14 protein-coding genes are annotated in these 15,155 nt (G+C 71.7%); 7 read left to right on the forward strand and 7 right to left on the reverse strand.

The features are described 5' to 3' along the window. The first annotated feature begins 164 nt into the window (after positions 1–164). The 4 genes from FHT38_RS22005 to FHT38_RS22020 all read left to right on the forward strand — a co-directional run bounded on the left by FHT38_RS22005 (position 165) and on the right by FHT38_RS22020 (position 4,848). Positions 165–2,570: a S8 family serine peptidase gene (locus FHT38_RS22005; protein WP_183493225.1), complete on the forward strand. Its 2,406-nt coding sequence runs from the start codon at positions 165–167 to the stop codon at positions 2,568–2,570. Further along, positions 2,567–2,989, forward strand: a complete 423-nt coding sequence (locus FHT38_RS22010; RefSeq protein WP_183493226.1) for a hypothetical protein — start codon at positions 2,567–2,569, stop codon at positions 2,987–2,989. Before FHT38_RS22005 ends, FHT38_RS22010 begins: the two co-directional genes overlap by 4 nt. A gap of 79 nt (positions 2,990–3,068) precedes the next feature. Then, on the forward strand, positions 3,069–3,578 hold the full coding sequence (locus tag FHT38_RS22015; protein ID WP_183493227.1) for a DinB family protein: 510 nt from the start codon (positions 3,069–3,071) through the stop codon (positions 3,576–3,578). 448 nt (positions 3,579–4,026) lie between these two features. Next, complete coding sequence (locus tag FHT38_RS22020) at positions 4,027–4,848, forward strand: YecA family protein (RefSeq protein ID WP_183483502.1); 822 nt, start codon at positions 4,027–4,029, stop codon at positions 4,846–4,848. Between the two features lie 3 nt (positions 4,849–4,851). Here FHT38_RS22020 and FHT38_RS22025 read toward each other — a convergent pair whose 3' ends face one another. From FHT38_RS22025 to FHT38_RS22040, 4 genes are all read right to left on the reverse strand, one after another. Next, the gene (locus FHT38_RS22025; protein WP_183493228.1) at positions 4,852–7,425 is read right to left on the reverse strand and encodes a S9 family peptidase; all 2,574 of its coding nucleotides are present in this window, start codon (positions 7,423–7,425) and stop codon (positions 4,852–4,854) included. Positions 7,426–7,539: 114 nt separating this feature from the next. After that, positions 7,540–8,859 carry an Hsp70 family protein gene (locus FHT38_RS22030; protein ID WP_183493229.1) on the reverse strand — a complete coding sequence of 440 codons (1,320 nt, stop codon included), beginning with the start codon at positions 8,857–8,859 and terminating at the stop codon, positions 7,540–7,542. Between the two features lie 113 nt (positions 8,860–8,972). Next, positions 8,973–10,286: a D-amino acid dehydrogenase gene (locus tag FHT38_RS22035; protein WP_183493230.1), complete on the reverse strand. Its 1,314-nt coding sequence runs from the start codon at positions 10,284–10,286 to the stop codon at positions 8,973–8,975. A gap of 54 nt (positions 10,287–10,340) precedes the next feature. Beyond that, positions 10,341–10,961 carry a LysE/ArgO family amino acid transporter gene (locus tag FHT38_RS22040; RefSeq protein WP_183493231.1) on the reverse strand — a complete coding sequence of 207 codons (621 nt, stop codon included), beginning with the start codon at positions 10,959–10,961 and terminating at the stop codon, positions 10,341–10,343. A 121-nt stretch (positions 10,962–11,082) separates the two neighbouring features. On the opposite strand from FHT38_RS22040, the gene FHT38_RS22045 reads away from it, so the two are divergent. Beyond that, positions 11,083–12,045, forward strand: a complete 963-nt coding sequence (locus FHT38_RS22045; RefSeq protein WP_183493232.1) for a LysR family transcriptional regulator ArgP — start codon at positions 11,083–11,085, stop codon at positions 12,043–12,045. Positions 12,046–12,076: 31 nt separating this feature from the next. Here FHT38_RS22045 and FHT38_RS22050 read toward each other — a convergent pair whose 3' ends face one another. Further along, positions 12,077–12,289, reverse strand: a complete 213-nt coding sequence (locus FHT38_RS22050) for a hypothetical protein (RefSeq protein WP_091729289.1) — start codon at positions 12,287–12,289, stop codon at positions 12,077–12,079. A 274-nt stretch (positions 12,290–12,563) separates the two neighbouring features. Here FHT38_RS22050 and FHT38_RS22055 point away from each other — a divergent pair, with 274 nt between their 5' ends. Next, a complete protein-coding gene (locus FHT38_RS22055) occupies positions 12,564–12,782 on the forward strand; it encodes a hypothetical protein (protein WP_183493233.1) in 219 nt (72 codons plus the stop codon). A 48-nt stretch (positions 12,783–12,830) separates the two neighbouring features. On the opposite strand, the gene FHT38_RS22060 is transcribed toward FHT38_RS22055, so the two are convergent. Further along, positions 12,831–13,253: a universal stress protein gene (locus tag FHT38_RS22060; RefSeq protein ID WP_091729294.1), complete on the reverse strand. Its 423-nt coding sequence runs from the start codon at positions 13,251–13,253 to the stop codon at positions 12,831–12,833. A 195-nt stretch (positions 13,254–13,448) separates the two neighbouring features. Here FHT38_RS22060 and FHT38_RS22065 point away from each other — a divergent pair, with 195 nt between their 5' ends. Continuing rightward, positions 13,449–14,291, forward strand: coding sequence for a metallophosphoesterase (locus tag FHT38_RS22065; RefSeq protein ID WP_183493234.1), 843 nt, complete (start codon positions 13,449–13,451; stop codon positions 14,289–14,291). Here FHT38_RS22065 and FHT38_RS22070 read toward each other — a convergent pair. Next, positions 14,278–15,042, reverse strand: a complete 765-nt coding sequence (locus FHT38_RS22070; protein ID WP_404935748.1) for a citryl-CoA lyase — start codon at positions 15,040–15,042, stop codon at positions 14,278–14,280. The two genes, FHT38_RS22065 and FHT38_RS22070, sit on opposite strands and share 14 nt — an antisense overlap. Positions 15,043–15,155: the final 113 nt, after the last annotated feature.

A 15,155-nucleotide genomic window follows, 5' to 3' on the forward strand; every position in this document is an offset into this window, starting at 1 on the left:
GTTTCGCCCCTGCTGCCTCCCCCGCCGTGGGGAAACATCCCTGATCCGAGGGGCCTCGCCTTCCCTCCCATGGGGGTCGGCCTCCCTAGTCCATGGGTTTTTTCGTGAAGCGCCGCCGCCGAAAGTCGCCCCGGGCGGTCGATGTTGGCCGTCAGGAGACAGGTATGACTTCGTTGACTGTGATGCGTCGTCGCATGGCCGCCTGGGCGGCCCTGTGCGGCGCGACCGCCGCGCTGCTGGGCATGACGCCCGCCGCGGCACAAACCCTCAAGCCCGAGACCGACGTGGTCCAGGGCGTGACCCTGCGCACCGGCGAGGCGCTGCGCGTGGGCGGTTACTCGGCGCTGCGCGCGAAGGCGCTGCAATCGCCGCGCAAGCTGCGGGTGATCGCGCGGCTGTCGGCCCACGCGACCGGGGCCGGTCCCGCCGGCGAGCCCTTGCGCGCGATCGGCGAGACGCCCGCGATCCGCGGCGCACGCGACCAGCTGGTGCTGCGCCTGCGAGCCCGCGGCGCCGACGCGGTGGAAGGCCTGCCCGACACCGCGCTGGTGGTGATGGAGGTCGATGCGGCCCAGCTCGATGCGCTGGTCGCCAACGGCGAGATCGCCGAGCTGACCGAGGACGTGCCGGTGCCCGCAACGCTGGCCGAGTCCGGCCCGCTGGTGCGGGCGCCGCAGGCCCATGCACTGGGCGCGCGCGGCGCCGGCACGACGGTGGCCATCCTCGACACCGGCGTGCAGGCCAACCATCCGTTCCTGAACGGGCGCGTCGTCGAGGAGGCCTGCTTCTCGACGACCTCGGCGGCCAACAACTCGACCTCGCTCTGCCCGGGCGGCGCGTCCAGCAGCACGGCGGTCGGCTCCGGCGCGGCCTGCGCGATCAGCGGCTGCGACCATGGCACCCACGTGGCCGGCATCGCCGCCGGCCGCGCCACCGGCGCCACCACCTTCAACGGCATGGCGCCGGACGCCAACCTCATGGCCGTGCAGGTGTTCTCGCGCTTCACCGACTCGCCGGGGAACACGCCCTGCGCGAACTCGAACAAGGCCTCGCCCTGCATCCTGAGCTTCACCTCGGACCAGATCCGCGGCCTGCAGCGGGTGCTGGAGCGGCGCGCGGCGCGCAACATCGTCTCGGCCAACATGAGCCTGGGCGGCGGCGTCAACGCCGCGGCCTGCGATGCCGATGCCCGCAAGGACGTCATCGACGACCTGCTGGCCGTGCGCGTGGCCACGGTGATCGCGTCGGGCAACAACGGCTCGGCCACCGGCGTCAGCGCGCCGGGCTGCATCTCGACCGCGGTGACGGTGGGCTCGACAACCAAGAGCGACCTCGTCTCCAGCTTCTCCAACAGCGCGGCGCTGGTGGACCTGCTGGCGCCGGGATCGGGCATCACCTCGTCGGTGACCGGCGGCGGCTTCGGCGCGAAGAACGGCACCTCGATGGCGACGCCCCATGTGGCGGGCGCCTTCGCGGCGATCCGCTCGGTCGTCCCGGGCGCCAACGTCGGCGACATCCTCGGCGCGCTGCAGGCCACCGGCGTCGCGATCACCGACACGCGCAACAACCTCACGCGCCGGCGCATCAATCTGGAAGCGGCGGTGAACCAGCTCGCGCCGCAGCCCTTCGCGCTGTCCAGCGGCATGCTGTTCCAGATGCATGCCGACGGTCGCATCTGGGCCCACACCGGCGTGGCCTGCAACGGCGCCGGCTGCCCGGGCTGGGTGCTGCTCGACGCCAACCCGGCGACGCGCGCGATCGCGGCCGGCGGCAACGCGCTGTACCAGCTGCACGCGGACGGGAAGGTCTGGCGCTATACCGGCATCCGCTGCGGCGGCAATGCCTGCCCGGGCTGGCAGATGCTGGACAACAACCCGGCGACGAAGCAGATCGCGGCGGGCGGCACCTCGCTCTACCAGCGGCATGCGGACGGGAAGATCTGGCGCTCGACCGGCGCGGCCTGCTCGGGCAACAGCTGCCCGGGCTGGACGATGCTGGACAACAACCCGGCCACGATCGACATCGTCGCGGACGGCACGCGGCTCTACCAGCTGCACAACACCGGCGCGATCTGGCGCTCGACCGGCGCGGCCTGCTCCGGCAACAGCTGCCCCGGCTGGACCATGCTGGACAACAACCCGCATGCCAAGGCGCTGGCCGCGGCGGGCGGCCAGCTGTACCAGCGGCATGACACCGGCGCGATCTGGCGCTCGACCGGCGTGGCCTGCACCGGCAACAGCTGCCCCGGCTGGACGATGCTGGACAACAACCCGGCGGCGCGCGAGATCGCGGCCAACGTCGGCGGGCTGTTCCAGCGCCATGCGGACGGCAAGGTCTGGCGCTTCACCGGCCAGGTGTGTTCCGGCAATAGCTGCCCGGGCTGGACGATGCTCGACAACAACGGCGCGACCGTGCAGATCGAGGCGGCCACCAGCGGGCTCTACCAGCGCCATGGCAATGGCCGCATCTGGCGCTCGACGGGCGCGGCCTGCTCCGGCAACAGCTGCCCGGGCTGGGTGATGCTGGACAACAATCCGGCGACCAGCACCATCGTGACGGCCCAGCCATGAGGGCCCGGTCACCGCGTCTGTCGCGCCTGCGCATGCCGGCGTGCATCGCCGCCGCCCTGATGGGCATGGCCTGCGCGCTGATGGGCGGCGACGGCGCGGTGGCCGGCTCGCCGGGCGCGCCGCTGTTTTCTTCCACCGTGGAGTGCCCTGCCATGGAGGCCATCGAAGGCGCCGCGGCGCTGCTCGCGTCGCTGGACCGCAGCCCGGACCGCACGGCCCGGGTGCTGCTGCGGCTCAAGCCGGGGCCGGCCGCGATGGCCGGCGCACGGCGCGCGCTCGACGCGGCGAAGGCCGCGGGCGAGCCGGTCGGCGGCCGGCCGCTGCTGGTCGCCGAGCTCACCGCCGCGCAGCTGCGGGTGGTGCTCGCGAGCTGCGAGGTGATCGGCGTCCAGCCGGACGAGGCCGTGCCCCCGAGCTGACCTTCGGCGAGGCGGAAGCGGCGCTGTCATGATGTCGCCGAGCCGAGGCCCATCCCGGGCCGATTGCCAAGGAGCGCCCATGAGCACCGCATCGATGCTGTCGACCCTGTTCCGCTACCAGGCCTGGGCCCACGACGGGTTCCTGCGGGCGATCGAGGACCTCGATGCCGAGCGGTTCGGGGAAGCGCGCCACCTGGCGCTGCGCGTGCTGAACCACGTCTACGTGGTCAACCAGATCTTCACCGGCCATCTGACCGGCCAGCCGCACGGCTACGAGGCCAACAACACCGTCGACACGCCCACGCCGCAGGCGCTGCGCGCGGCGCATGCGGCGTCAGACCGTTGGTTGCTGGAGTACGTCGCGGCCATCACGCCCGAGCAACTGGCCGAGCGCATCGCGTTCAACTTCACCGACGGCGGCCGCGGCGCGATGACGCGCGAGGAGATGCTCTTCCATGTGGTGACCCATGACGGGTACCACCGCGGCGAGGTGGGACGGATGCTCAAGCAGATCCAGTCACCGCTGCCGTGGGACACCTTCGCGGTGTTCCTGCATCAGGATCAGCCGGAGCGGCGCGGGCAGGGTTGAACCGGGCTCACCCGACACGGACCTCCGATGACTTCGGGTGGCCAATTCGTGCCCCCCGCCATCCCCCAAAAAAGGACGCCCGACCAGCGGAGCTGACCGGGCGTTGCAAGTCCTAGAAAGGACGTCGTTGGGATCGGTGCCGTCCATCGGGGCTGAAGGCCGCGCCGTTGGAAGGCGTGAGGTGGACTCTAGGGCGAACCCTGAGGACGCGGCATCCCCTCAAGGTGGGATACCTGGGGAAATTGGTCAGCAGGTGTAAGGAGCACTCCGCATTACGGAAAACCGCGGCGGATCTCACGCCGCGACCCATGACTTCCGTTCGCCGGCGCACACAAGGCACCCCGGTCGCCGTGCCCGGGCGCGGATCCTGTCGCTGGTGTCGTGGACAACGCGGTTGCGCCGGGGGTCGCTTCAGGCGGCCCACACGCGCGCCGGATAATCCCGCCCCATGACCGCGCCCAAGCCTCCCAAGAAGTCCGCGCCCCGGCCGCCTGCAAGCAAGACCTCGGGCTCGCCCGCCAGGGCCGGCACGCCGTCGCACGGGCCGCGTCCGCAGCCTCACCGCCCCGCGATCGACGCGCCCAGCGCGCCGCCGGAGCCCTGGAGCGACGACGACCTCGACGAGCTGCAGTCGCTGCTCGACGAAGTCCCGGCGCCGCTGGAGCCGCTCGATGCCTCGATGCTCGACGGCTTCCTGGTCGCGCTGATCCTGCAGCCCAAGCCGGTGCCGCTGTCCGACTGGTGGCGCTGGGTGCTCGACGCCGAGGAGGGCCGGCCCGCCCCGGCGCGCTACGACGCCCAGCCGCTGCTGCAGCTGGTCCAGCGCCGCGAGCATCAGCTCAAGCAGGCCATCGCCGATCGGCAGTGGTTCGACCCCTGGGTCTTCGAGCTCGACGAGGACGCGTCCCCGTCGGAGACCGTGCTGCCCTGGGTCGCCGGTTTCGCGCTGGCCGCCGACCTGTTCCCGGCGCTGATGAACCTGGACGAGTCCGAGCTCAACGAGCCGCTCGCCCAGCTCTACATGCATCTGGATCCCGAGGACCTCGAGGACGCGGACGCGCTGCTCGAGGAGATCGAGAGCCTGGAGCCGCCCGAGGAACTGGACGAGGCCGTCGAGAGCCTGGTGCGCGCCAGCCTGCTGCTGGCGGACATCTCGCGGCCGCGCCCCGCGCCGAAGCCGCAGCGGTCGGGCGGTCCCGGCGGACCGAGGGGCCCAGGCGGCCCCGCCGGTCCGCGCCGCGGCGGACCGCCGCCCCGCCGGCCCCGCTGAGGCTCAGCGCGCGGCGGGCGGCTTGGGCTCGGCGTCCTCCGCGGCGGACGGCGTCGCGCTCGGTGCGATGGACGCAATCGGCGCGCCGGGCCCCACCTGGCGCTTCATCCACTCGCTCATCTCCCACAGCGTGTGCCCCACCGACTCGCGCGCCGAGTAGCCGTGCGACTCGAAGGGCAGCGTGACGTAGCGCACCGAGCCGCCGGTGCCCGCGAGCGCCTGGTACAGCCGCGCGCTCTGCATCGGGAAGGTGCCGGGGTTGTTGTCCAGCTCGCCGTGGATCAGCAGCAGCGGCTCCTTGAGCCGGTCGGCGTAGTTGAACGGCGAGAGCTTCTGGTAGACCTCCTGCGCCTCCCAGTAGGTCCGGCGCTCGCTCTGGAAACCGAAGGGCGTGAGGCTGCGGTTGTAGGCGCCGCTGCGCGCGATGCCCGCCTTGAACAACCGCGTGTGCGCCAGCAGGTTGGCCGTCATGAAGGCGCCATAGCTGTGGCCGCCCACCACCATGTGGTCGCGGTCGCTGACGCCCAGGTCCACCGCCTTGTCGATGATGGCCTGCGCGTTGGCGGTGATCTGCGCGATGAAGCTGTCGTTCACCGTCTTGGGATCGCCCACCACCGGCATCGTCGCGTCCATCAGCACGACGTAGCCGTCCAGCAGCAGCATCAGCGGGCTGGTGCCCGGGAAGACGTTGAAGCGGTTGCTGGAGCCGCTGACCTGGCCCGCGGTCGAGGCGTCGGTGTACTCCAGCGGATAGGCCCAGACGACGGTCGGCCGGCGCTCGCCGGGCTGGTAGCCGGGCGGCTTGTACAGCCAGAACGACAGCGCCACGCCGTCCTCGCGCTTGAAGCGCACGAACTCGCGCTGGATCTCGCGCAGCTGCGGCGCAGGGTCCTTGACGTCCGTCAGCGGCGTCAGCTCGGCCAGTGACGGACCGCTGCGCAGCACCACGTTGCCGGGTTCGCTGACGCTCTCGCGCACCGTCAGCACGCGGCGGCCCTCGCCATCGAGCACCGCCAGCGGACGCTCATGGTGGGCGGCGTCGCCGCCGTTGACCGGCGCGCCGGACTGGAACACCCGCGACTTCTTGTTGTCGGCGAGCCCCAGGCGGTCGATGAAGGGCTTGTCGCCCTCGGGGCTGGCGCCGGTGCCGAAGTACCAGAGCGCGCCCTCGTCGACCCGCACGACCGCGCGGCCGGTGGGCAACATCCGCTGCAGCGGCGTACCGGGATCGCGATAGCGGTCGCGCACCGAGCGCTCGATCAGCCGCTGCGCGGCCGCGCCGCCGTCCATCGTGACCAGCTCAGTCGAGGTGCGCATCTTCGCCAGGTCGAAGTCCTGCACCAGCGCCTGCCGGCCGCCCTCGAGGAAATCGAGCCGGCTCAGCCGCTGCGCGACGCGGTGCACCTCGCGGGCCTCGCCGGTGTAGGGCGCGTCCAGCCGCATCAGGCGGTCGCGGTGCGGCGCGGGCACGCGGGTGTCGCCGCCGTCGAGCGCCTCGACCCAGTAGACGGCGCCGTCCGCGCCCGGCGAGGCGAAGAAGTGACGCGGCCCGGTGATGACGCCCTCGACCGGCACGCCTTCCTTCAGCCGTGTGCGGCCGACGGGCACGACCTTGCCGTCGACACCGCGCACCTCGGCCTGGGCCGCGAAGTCGTCCCAGCCGACCTGGTAGCTGAACGGCTCCAGCAGCCGCATCGTCAGCAGCTGGCCCGGCGTACCGAGCGCCTCCAAGTGGCTGAACAGGCCCGGCTCGCCGATCGGCCGCACCGCGCCAGTGTTCAGGTCGACGCGCGCCAGCTGCGAGCTCGCGTGATGCGCGAAGACGGCCGCCTCCTGCGCGTTGCCCAGCAGGTCCTGCTGCGTGCGCTCCGGCGAGTTGCGGCCGATGGATTCCTGGATCGACGGCCCCGACGGCGCGTTGAACACCGGCGCCGGCCCGCGCTTGGCGGGCACCGTCAGCGTGACCAGCTCATGGTCGTTGAGCCACACGACGTCGTTCTCCAGCATCGTGTGCAGCTTGAGCCGGGGCACCGCCTTGAGCTTGCCGGTCGCGACCTCGCCCACCCACAGCTCGACCGCGGTGTCGGTGCGGCGGTTCAGCAGGAAGCGCTTGCCGTCCGGCGAGAAGCGCAGCTGATGGAAGGCGCCGCCGGCCGGCAGCGCGACGGGGCGCTCGGTGCCCTCGGCACCGCCTTGCAGCGGGCGTAGCGACAGCGACTCGATCGCGGTGATCAGCTGCGGGCTGTCGGTCGCCGGGTCGTAGCGCAGGCCGGCGTGGCGCAGCACCGGCCGGGCCAGTTCGGCGACGGTGCGCAGCTTGCGCGGCACCACGATGGCCAGCGTGCGCTGGTCGGGGGAGACCAGGTAGCTCGGCAGCGCCTTCGCATCGAGCACCGCGCGGATCGCCGGCGAGGGCTGCTGGTAGATCTGCGCGAGCGTCGCGGCCGAGGTCAGCGCCGAGGTGGCGGCCGGCTCGTCCGCCGGCGCGGCGCGGGCGGCGCTCGCGGCAAACCCGCCGAACGCGGCGGCCAGGGACAGGGTGAGCGGGATCAGCGACGGGACGCGCGCTTGGGGCATGGATCGACACCGTGAAGCAAAGGAAGGCGGCAATCTAGCAGCGCCCTCCGCCGCTGACGGGGCGTGTCGCTCGGGGTGATCCCGAGGTTTCAGGCCCGCTCGCTCACGTCCGGATCACGCAGCGAACAGACGCGCGGCGTGCAGCCCGAGTCCGGTGGCGACGGAGGCGAAGCGGTCGCCGCGCACGGGCCGCGCCGCGGGGAAATCGGCGGCGATGCGGTCGGCCAGCACCGTCAGGCCGGTCGAGCCGCCGGTGAAGTACAGCGCATCGACGTCCGAGGGCTGGAGCCCCGCCCGCTCGACGGTCTCGCGGCCCGCCTGCGCGATGCGCTCGATGTCGTCGCGCAGCGCGCCCATCGCGGCCGCCTCGGACAAGGCGACGGACAGGCCCGATTCGATCAGCCCCAGGTCGATCGTGCAGTCGCCGCCGGCCGCGACCTCGATCTTGGCCTCCTCGGCCCGATGGGCGAGCTCATGGCCCAGGCGCTCCTCCAGCACCGTCATCAGGCGCTGGTGATGGCGCGGGTCGCCGTAGAAGCCCTTCATGTTGCGCAGTTCGATCACTCGCTGCGGGCTGTAGCAGGTGTTGATCAGGTGCCAGGTCGCCAGGTCGAAGTAGACGCCGCTGGGCACCTCGCGCGGCGTCTGGCCCGGCTTGGCGGGACCGAGGGCGCGATAGCCGAATTCGCGCAGGATGCCGGTCAGCTCGATGTGGCGGTCGAAGTCGGTGCCGGCGATGTGGACGCCGTGGTTGGCGAGGATGTCGTCGCGGCGGTCCAGTCGCCGGATGCGCTCCGGCCCGACGCGCACCAGCGAGAAGTCGGAGGTGCCGCCGCCGATGTCGGCCACCAGGACCAGCTGCTCGCGATCGGCCTGCTGCTCGAAGTCGAAGGCCGCGGCGATCGGCTCGAACTGGAAGTGCACGTCCTCGAAGCCCACCGCCCGCGCCGCCGCGGCCAGCGAGGCCTGCGCGGCCGCATCGCGCTCGGGCTCGCCGTCGACGAAGTAGACCGGGCGGCCCAGCACCACGCGGCGCGGCTCGTGCCCGCCCCGCGCCGCCTGCCGGCGCAGACGCTTCAGGTAGCCGGCGAGCATGTCGGCGTACTTCACGCCCCGTCCGCCGCCGACATCGGTGACCTGGTCGATCAGGCTGGAGCCGAGGATGCTCTTCATCGAGCGCATCAGGCGCCCGTCGACGCCTTCCTCATACGCGGCCATCGCCGCGCGGCCGAAGGCGCGCGGCGGGCCGTCGGCATCGTGGCGGCCCTCGGCGTAATAGAAGACCGCGGTCGGCATCGTGACCTTGTCGTCCTCCAGCGGCACCAGGCGCATCGCGCCGGGGCGCGCGGCGTCGGGCACGGCGACGGCCGAGTTGGAGGTGCCGAAGTCGATGGCGCAGAAGTCGCGCGGCAGGTCGGTGGACGGGGAGGACATGGCGCGGCGGTCGGAAATGCGAAAAGGGCGCGGATTCTAGCCGCGCCCTTTTTTCGGGGTCCCGGCGTGCCGATGACGCCGGCAGGGGCTCCGCCAGTCGGGCGGGCCGGCGCTCAGGCGGCCTGGAGGCTGCGCACCGCGCGCGCCGGCAGCGCGTCGCCGTAGAAACCGAAGTCCAGGTCCGGACGCTTGCCGCTCATCAGCTCGGCCAGCGCGCGGCCGGAGCCCGCGCCGTGCGTCCATCCCAGCGTGCCGTGGCCGGCGTTGATCCACAGGTTCGAGGCCTTCTGGCTGCGCCCGATGTAGGGCACGTTGGTCGGCGTGCTGGGCCGCAGGCCGGTCCAGTAGTTCGGCTCGGACAGGTCGGCGACGCCGGGGAACAGCTCCTCGTAGCGGCGCACCAGCGACTCGCAGCGCACCTTGGAGGTCGGGCTGTCCAGGCTGGTGTCCAGGCCCACCAGCTCGGCGGTGCCGGCGATGCGGACGAAGTCGCCCAGGCGCGAGATCGCGATCTTGCGCGCGTCGTCCAGCAGGCTGACGCTGCTGGCCTGCTCCGGCCGCTTCAGCCGCAGCGTGGCCGAGTAGCCCTTGGCCGGATAGATGTTGAGGTGCTCGCCCAGCGGCTTGGTCAGGCCGGGCGCGTAGGAGGCCAGCGCCACGACGTAGGCATCGCCCTTGAGCCATTGCGTCTGGCCGGTCTCGCGGGACTGGACCTGCACGCCGGCGACTTCGTCGCCCTGCGGCTGCAGCGTCACGATGTCGTGGTTCCACAGGAACTGCGCGCCGCGGCGTTCGGCCAGCCTGGCCAGCGCCTGGGTGAAGACGCGCGCGTCGCCGGATTCGTCGCTGGGCGTGTAGGTGCCGCCGAAGACCGCCTGCTGGGCCGAGCGCAGCGCCGGCTCGATCGCCAGGACCTCGTCGCGGCTCAGCACCCGGCGGTCGACGCCGTGACGGCGCATGATCTCGGCGCCCTGCGCGCCGGCCTCGAAGTCGGCCTCGCTGCCGAAGAAGTGCAGGATGCCCTTCTGCAGGCGGTTGTACTGGATGCCGGTCTCGGCGACGAGCGCCTGCAGCGATTCGTGGCTGTAGCGGCCCAGGCGCACCAGCTGCTCGACGTTGCGCTCGAACGCGGCCGTCGTGCACTGGCCCAGGAAGGACAGGCCCCAGCGCCATTGCGCCGGATCCAGCCGCGGGCGGAACAGCAGCGGGGCATCGTCCTTCAGCAACCACTTGGCGACCTTGAACGGCGCGCCGGCATTGGCCCAGGGCTCGCAGAAGCAGACCGAGATCTGCGCGCCGTTGGCGAAGCTGGTTTCCAGCGCCGCATCGGGCTGGCGGTCGACGACGACGACATCGTGACCCTGGTCCAGCAGGTACCAGGCGGTGTGGATGCCGATGATGCCGGCGCCGAGGACGATGACCTTCATGGGAGAGCTCCAGGTGAACTTGTGGTTCCGCTTCGATGCAGCGTGGGGCGGGCTTCAGGCCAGCGGGCGCAGGATCAGCTGCAGTCCCAGGATGGCCATCACGAGGGCGATCAAGGCATCGATGCTGCGCCAGACCGCCGGGCGGCGCAACGGCACCGCCACCGCCGCCGCGCCGAAGCCCAGCAGCGAGAACCACATCCACGACGCCACCGAGGCGCCGGCCGCGAAGGGCAGCTGCATGCCGGCCGGCTGCTGCGCGCCAACGGTGCCCAGCAGCACCACGGTGTCCAGGTAGACGTGGGGATTCAGGTAGGTCATCGCCAGCGTGCTGCCCAGTACCGCGCCCAGCGAGCCACTGCCCGCCTGCGCCTGCAGGCCGGCCTGCGGCGACATCGCGCGCAGCGCGGCCTTGAGGCCGTAAGCCAGCAGGAAGGCCGCGCCGCCCCAGCGGAAGACCTCCATCAGCAGCGGGCTCGCGGCGATCAGCCGGCCCAGCCCGAACACGCCCAGCCAGATCAGCAGCATGTCCGACAGCGCGCACACCAGGACCACCGGCGCCACGTGCTGGCGCATCAGGCCCTGGCGCAGCACCAGCGCGTTCTGCGCGCCGATGGCGACGATCAGGCCGGCTCCGGTGAGCCAGCCTTGCAACAGGGCTGCGCTGGGGGACGACATCGGGGGTGTTTGGGCGGGCGGGTGGAGCAGCGGATTGTGGTGAGCCGCCGTCATTCCATGAAGCGGGATTAATATCTCAGCGCATACATTAGGACCGCTAATAGAGCTATTGGAGGCCTCGATGAAGGATCTGGACGCTGCGGGGCTGGACTGCCTGGCCGCGCTGGCCGACGAGCGCAGCTTCGAGCGCGCCGCGGAGACGCTGGCGATCACGCAGAGCGCCGTCTCGCAGCGCCTGCGCAATCTCGAAGCGCAGGTGGGCCAGTTGCTGGTCGTGCGATCCCGGCCGCTGCGGCTGACCGAGCCCGGCAAGCGCTTGCTGCGCTATGCCCGCCAGTTGGCGGCGCTGCGCTCGGACGTGGTGCGGGAACTGGGCGTGCAGTCGGCCCAGGCGGAGCGCCTGCCGATCGCGGTGAACGCCGACAGCCTCGCGACCTGGGTGCTACCGGCGCTCGATCCGCTGGTGCAGCGCGGCCTGCGGGAGGGCTTCGGGCTGGAGCTGGTCGTCGACGACCAGGACTTCACCCACGACTGGCTGCGGCAGGGCGAGGTGCTGGGCTGCGTCACCACCGTGCCGCAGGCGCTGCGCGGCTGCATCGCGCAGCCGCTGGGCGTGATGCGCTACATCGCCATCGCCAGCCCGGATTTCGCCGCGCGCATGCTGCCCCATGGGCTGGGCGAGGCCAACTTCGCGCAGGTGCCCTTCCTGGTCTTCAACCGCAAGGACGACGCGCAGCAGCAGTGGGTCCGCCAGGCGATGGGCCTGCGCTCGGCGCGGCTGAACGCGCGCTATGTGCCGTCCAGCGAGGGCTACGTGAACGCGGTGCGGATGGGCTGGGGGGTGGGCGTGGCGCCGGAGCTGCAGGTGCGGCCGCTGCTCGCGAGCGGCGAGTTGGTGGCGCTGCGGCCGGAGGTGCAGGTGGCGGTCGCCCTGTACTGGCACCAGTGGAAGCTGGGCGGCGAGACGGCCGTCGGGGGAGAGCCCCGGCGCGCGGCCCCTGAAGGAAGGACACCGCCGGCCTTGCTGGATCAGATTGGCGAGGCCTTGGCGCGGGGCGCGCGGGAGGCGTTGATGCCGGCCTGAGGTCGGCGGGTCGATGCGTTGACGCAGCGCGTCAGCGCTTGACCGCGGCCAGCTGGATCTTGGTCTGGGGCTGGAGCTGGGCGGCCGGGACGGCCGAGGCCGGCGCGGCGCCTTGCTGGGCCAGGTGCAGGCGGAAACCGCCACGCTCGTGCTTGTCCTGGACGGAGCTCGCCAGCCACGCCGAGGTCAGCACGACGCTGCTGACGATGGCCCAGGTCATCGACTTGTGGATCAGCGGGGACATGAGGGGGGCCAGGCGGCGGAGGTATTAGGGAAGGCCCGGAGCATAGTCACCCCCGATTGAGGGGGGGATCACACCTAAGTGGGGTGCGTGGTTATTCCGCCTCAGCTGTGGCGGGGTCACCCCAATCTGTGTGTATTTGTGAACACGATTCCGGAGCACCCGCGATCTGGGGATTCTCCCGAAGACGAAGGCGCGCAAACTGGGGATCACCGCGCGGCGCTCCGCATCGGCACCGGGCGGCGGACTCACCCCGTGCTTTTCGACGAGGTCCATCATGCGCATCACCTCCGCCCTGAGCCTTTTCCGTCGCCCCAGTGCCGCGCGAGAGCCGGAACCGGCCGACATGGGGACCGCGTTCGGCATGGAAGCGAGCTTCGGCGACGACAGCGAGTACGAGGACTTCCGGCGCAGCGACTACGGCCTGGAGTCCGAAGCCGTACCGCCGGCGACGGTCAGCTCGCCGCTGTCCTGGATGGCGGCCCGCCGCGGATGAATCGACAAGGCGCCCCGTCGGGCGCCTTTTTCGTTGGGCCAGGCGGTGTCAGCGGATCAGCAGCACCGGCACGTCGCTGTGCGCCATCACCTTGGTGGCGACCGAGCCCAGCACCAGCTTGCCCAGCGCCGTGTGGCCGTGCGAGCCCATCATCAGCAGGTCGAAGCGGCCCTTCTCCGCCACGGCGGTGATCGCGTCCGACGCGTGACCGGTCTTGACGACGTACTGGGCCTTGATGCCGCGCTTGTCCATGAAGGCACGGATCGGCTTGAGCACCTTCTCCGCCTCTTCCTGGTAGTAATCGGCCAGCACCGCCTTGTCGAGCACCGCGGCCGCGCGGGGCGGCACGCCGGCCACCACGTGCACCACCGTGTAGTCGTGGGCTCCGCCCAGCCATTCGTCGTGGGCGGAGAGATAAGCCAGCATGCGCTTGGAATAGGTGCTGCCATCGACGGCGACCAGGATCTTCATGGCGGTGTCCCTCTCTGTCGGCCGACGACCGGCCGCGGGGCAGTGTGGCACAGAGCGCCCTCTGGAAAGCCGCACCCTGGGCGCAGGCGGCGGCTGAATTGACGTTGGACAATGCGGGCTTCCCGGCCGGTCGCGAGCCGCCCGGGCCGCGTTCCCGGACCTTTCCTCCGCCATCCGCTCAACCGTCCCTCCGCCGTGCGCCTGCAACTGATTTCCGACCTCCACCTCGAGCGCCAGACCGACTTCCAGACCGTCGCCGCGCCCGATGTCGATCTGCTGGTGCTGGCGGGCGACGTCGGCTCGTACCAGGCGGGCTCGCGGCTGGTGACCGACGACTTCGGCCTGGGCCGCTTCTCGCCGCGGCGCGCGGACGCGCCATGGCGGCGCGTGCTCTACGTGCCGGGCAACCACGAGTACGACGGCCTCGAGTTCACCACCGCCCAAGCGCGGCTGCGCCAGACCTGTGCCGACCTCGGCATCGAGTGGCTGGACCGCGAGCAGATCGTCATCGGCGACGTGCGCTTCATCGGCACCACGCTGTGGGCCGACTTCGACGCGCTGGCCGCGCGCGAAGCCACCGTGACGAAACAGCTGGCGGCGCGCGAGAAGGCCTTCCGCGCCGCGAATTTCTACCTGCGCCGCTACTCGACGCTGGTCGACGGTCAGCACCTGCTGGCCGAGGGCCAGCGGGAACTCGCGCTGGACTGCCAAGCTTGGCTGCGCACGGCGCTGGCCGTCCCGTTCGATGGCAAGACGGTGGCCGTCACGCACTACGCGCCGAGCCTGCGCAGCGCCGATCCCCGCTATGGCTTGACGCCGGGCACCGCGGGTTTCTGCAACTCGCTCGACGAGCTGCTCCCCTTCGCCGACCTGTGGCTGCACGGGCACCTGCACTGCGCCCACGACTATGTCGTCGAGTCGCCCTCGGGCCCGCGCGGCGAGCTGCCGCACCGCTGCCGGGTCGTCGCGAACCCGCTGGGTTACGCGAGCAAGGGCGAGCAGGAGGACTACCGGCCCGAGCTCGTCATCGAGGTCTGACGGGCGGCGGGCCGTCGTAGGTCCAGAGGTAGTCGCGCGGCATCGGGCCCTTGTTGCGGCCGCCCTGCTGCGTCTGCTCCCACGCGTGGGCCAGGATGCCGACCGAGCGCGACAGGCAGAACAGGCCGCGCGCCAGCGGCGCCGGGAAGCCGAGCTCGGCGTAGATCACCGCCGTCGCGCCGTCGATGTTCATCGGGATGCGCCGGCCGTCCTTGCGCCGTTGCAGCTCAGCCTCGACCGCGCGCCCGATCGACGCGAAACGGCCCGACACCACGCCGAGCTGCGCGGCTTCGTCCACCAGCGCCAGCAGCCGCGGCGCCCGCGGATCCACCGGGTGGAAGCGGTGGCCGAAGCCCGAGACGAACTTGCCCCGCAGCGCGATGGCCTCGTCCAGGCCCGCGGCGACGGCCGCCTCCAGCGTCGCGCCGTCGTCCATCCGCGCCGCGATCGACTGCAGCATCTCCACGCATTGCTCGCCCGCGCCGCCATGCACGTCGCCCAGTACGTTCATCGCCGACGCCATCGCGTTGTTCAGGCCCACGCCGCAGGTGGCCGCCATGCGCGCGATCGCGATGCTCGGCGCCTGCGGCCCGTGGTCGACCGCCGCCATCAGCGCCATGTCCAGCAACTGGGCCTGCTCCGCGCCGGGCAGCTCGCCGCGCGTCATCAGCCAGATCATCTGCGCGAAGCTGACCTGACCGATCAGGTTCTCGATCGCATGACCGCGGTAGCGGATCACGCCGGGCGACATCTCGATGATCGACGTCCGCCACCAGTCCGCCACGCGCGGATCACGAGCGGACGCGGTGCCCGTCGCGGCCTCATGCGTCACGGCCCCATGCGCGACGTCGTCCATTGCGGGCG

Source organism: Mitsuaria sp. BK041 (assembly GCF_014193085.1).
GTDB lineage: Bacteria > Pseudomonadota > Gammaproteobacteria > Burkholderiales > Burkholderiaceae_C > Roseateles.

Excerpts from the sequence above, each read along its gene's own strand:
- FHT38_RS22055 (WP_183493233.1), top strand. The coding sequence starts at position 12,564 with ATGCGCATCACCTCCGCCCTGAGCCTTTTCCGTCGCCCCAGTGCCGCG.
- FHT38_RS22020 (WP_183483502.1), top strand. The coding sequence starts at position 4,027 with ATGACCGCGCCCAAGCCTCCCAAGAAGTCCGCGCCCCGGCCGCCTGCA.
- FHT38_RS22050 (WP_091729289.1), bottom strand. The coding sequence starts at position 12,289 with ATGTCCCCGCTGATCCACAAGTCGATGACCTGGGCCATCGTCAGCAGC.
- FHT38_RS22005 (WP_183493225.1), top strand. The coding sequence starts at position 165 with ATGACTTCGTTGACTGTGATGCGTCGTCGCATGGCCGCCTGGGCGGCC.
- FHT38_RS22040 (WP_183493231.1), bottom strand. The coding sequence starts at position 10,961 with ATGTCGTCCCCCAGCGCAGCCCTGTTGCAAGGCTGGCTCACCGGAGCC.
- FHT38_RS22015 (WP_183493227.1), top strand. The coding sequence starts at position 3,069 with ATGAGCACCGCATCGATGCTGTCGACCCTGTTCCGCTACCAGGCCTGG.
- FHT38_RS22030 (WP_183493229.1), bottom strand. The coding sequence starts at position 8,859 with ATGTCCTCCCCGTCCACCGACCTGCCGCGCGACTTCTGCGCCATCGAC.
- FHT38_RS22025 (WP_183493228.1), bottom strand. The coding sequence starts at position 7,425 with ATGCCCCAAGCGCGCGTCCCGTCGCTGATCCCGCTCACCCTGTCCCTG.
- FHT38_RS22060 (WP_091729294.1), bottom strand. The coding sequence starts at position 13,253 with ATGAAGATCCTGGTCGCCGTCGATGGCAGCACCTATTCCAAGCGCATG.
- FHT38_RS22045 (WP_183493232.1), top strand. The coding sequence starts at position 11,083 with ATGAAGGATCTGGACGCTGCGGGGCTGGACTGCCTGGCCGCGCTGGCC.
- FHT38_RS22035 (WP_183493230.1), bottom strand. The coding sequence starts at position 10,286 with ATGAAGGTCATCGTCCTCGGCGCCGGCATCATCGGCATCCACACCGCC.
- FHT38_RS22070 (WP_404935748.1), bottom strand. The coding sequence starts at position 15,042 with ATGTCGCCCGGCGTGATCCGCTACCGCGGTCATGCGATCGAGAACCTG.
- FHT38_RS22010 (WP_183493226.1), top strand. The coding sequence starts at position 2,567 with ATGAGGGCCCGGTCACCGCGTCTGTCGCGCCTGCGCATGCCGGCGTGC.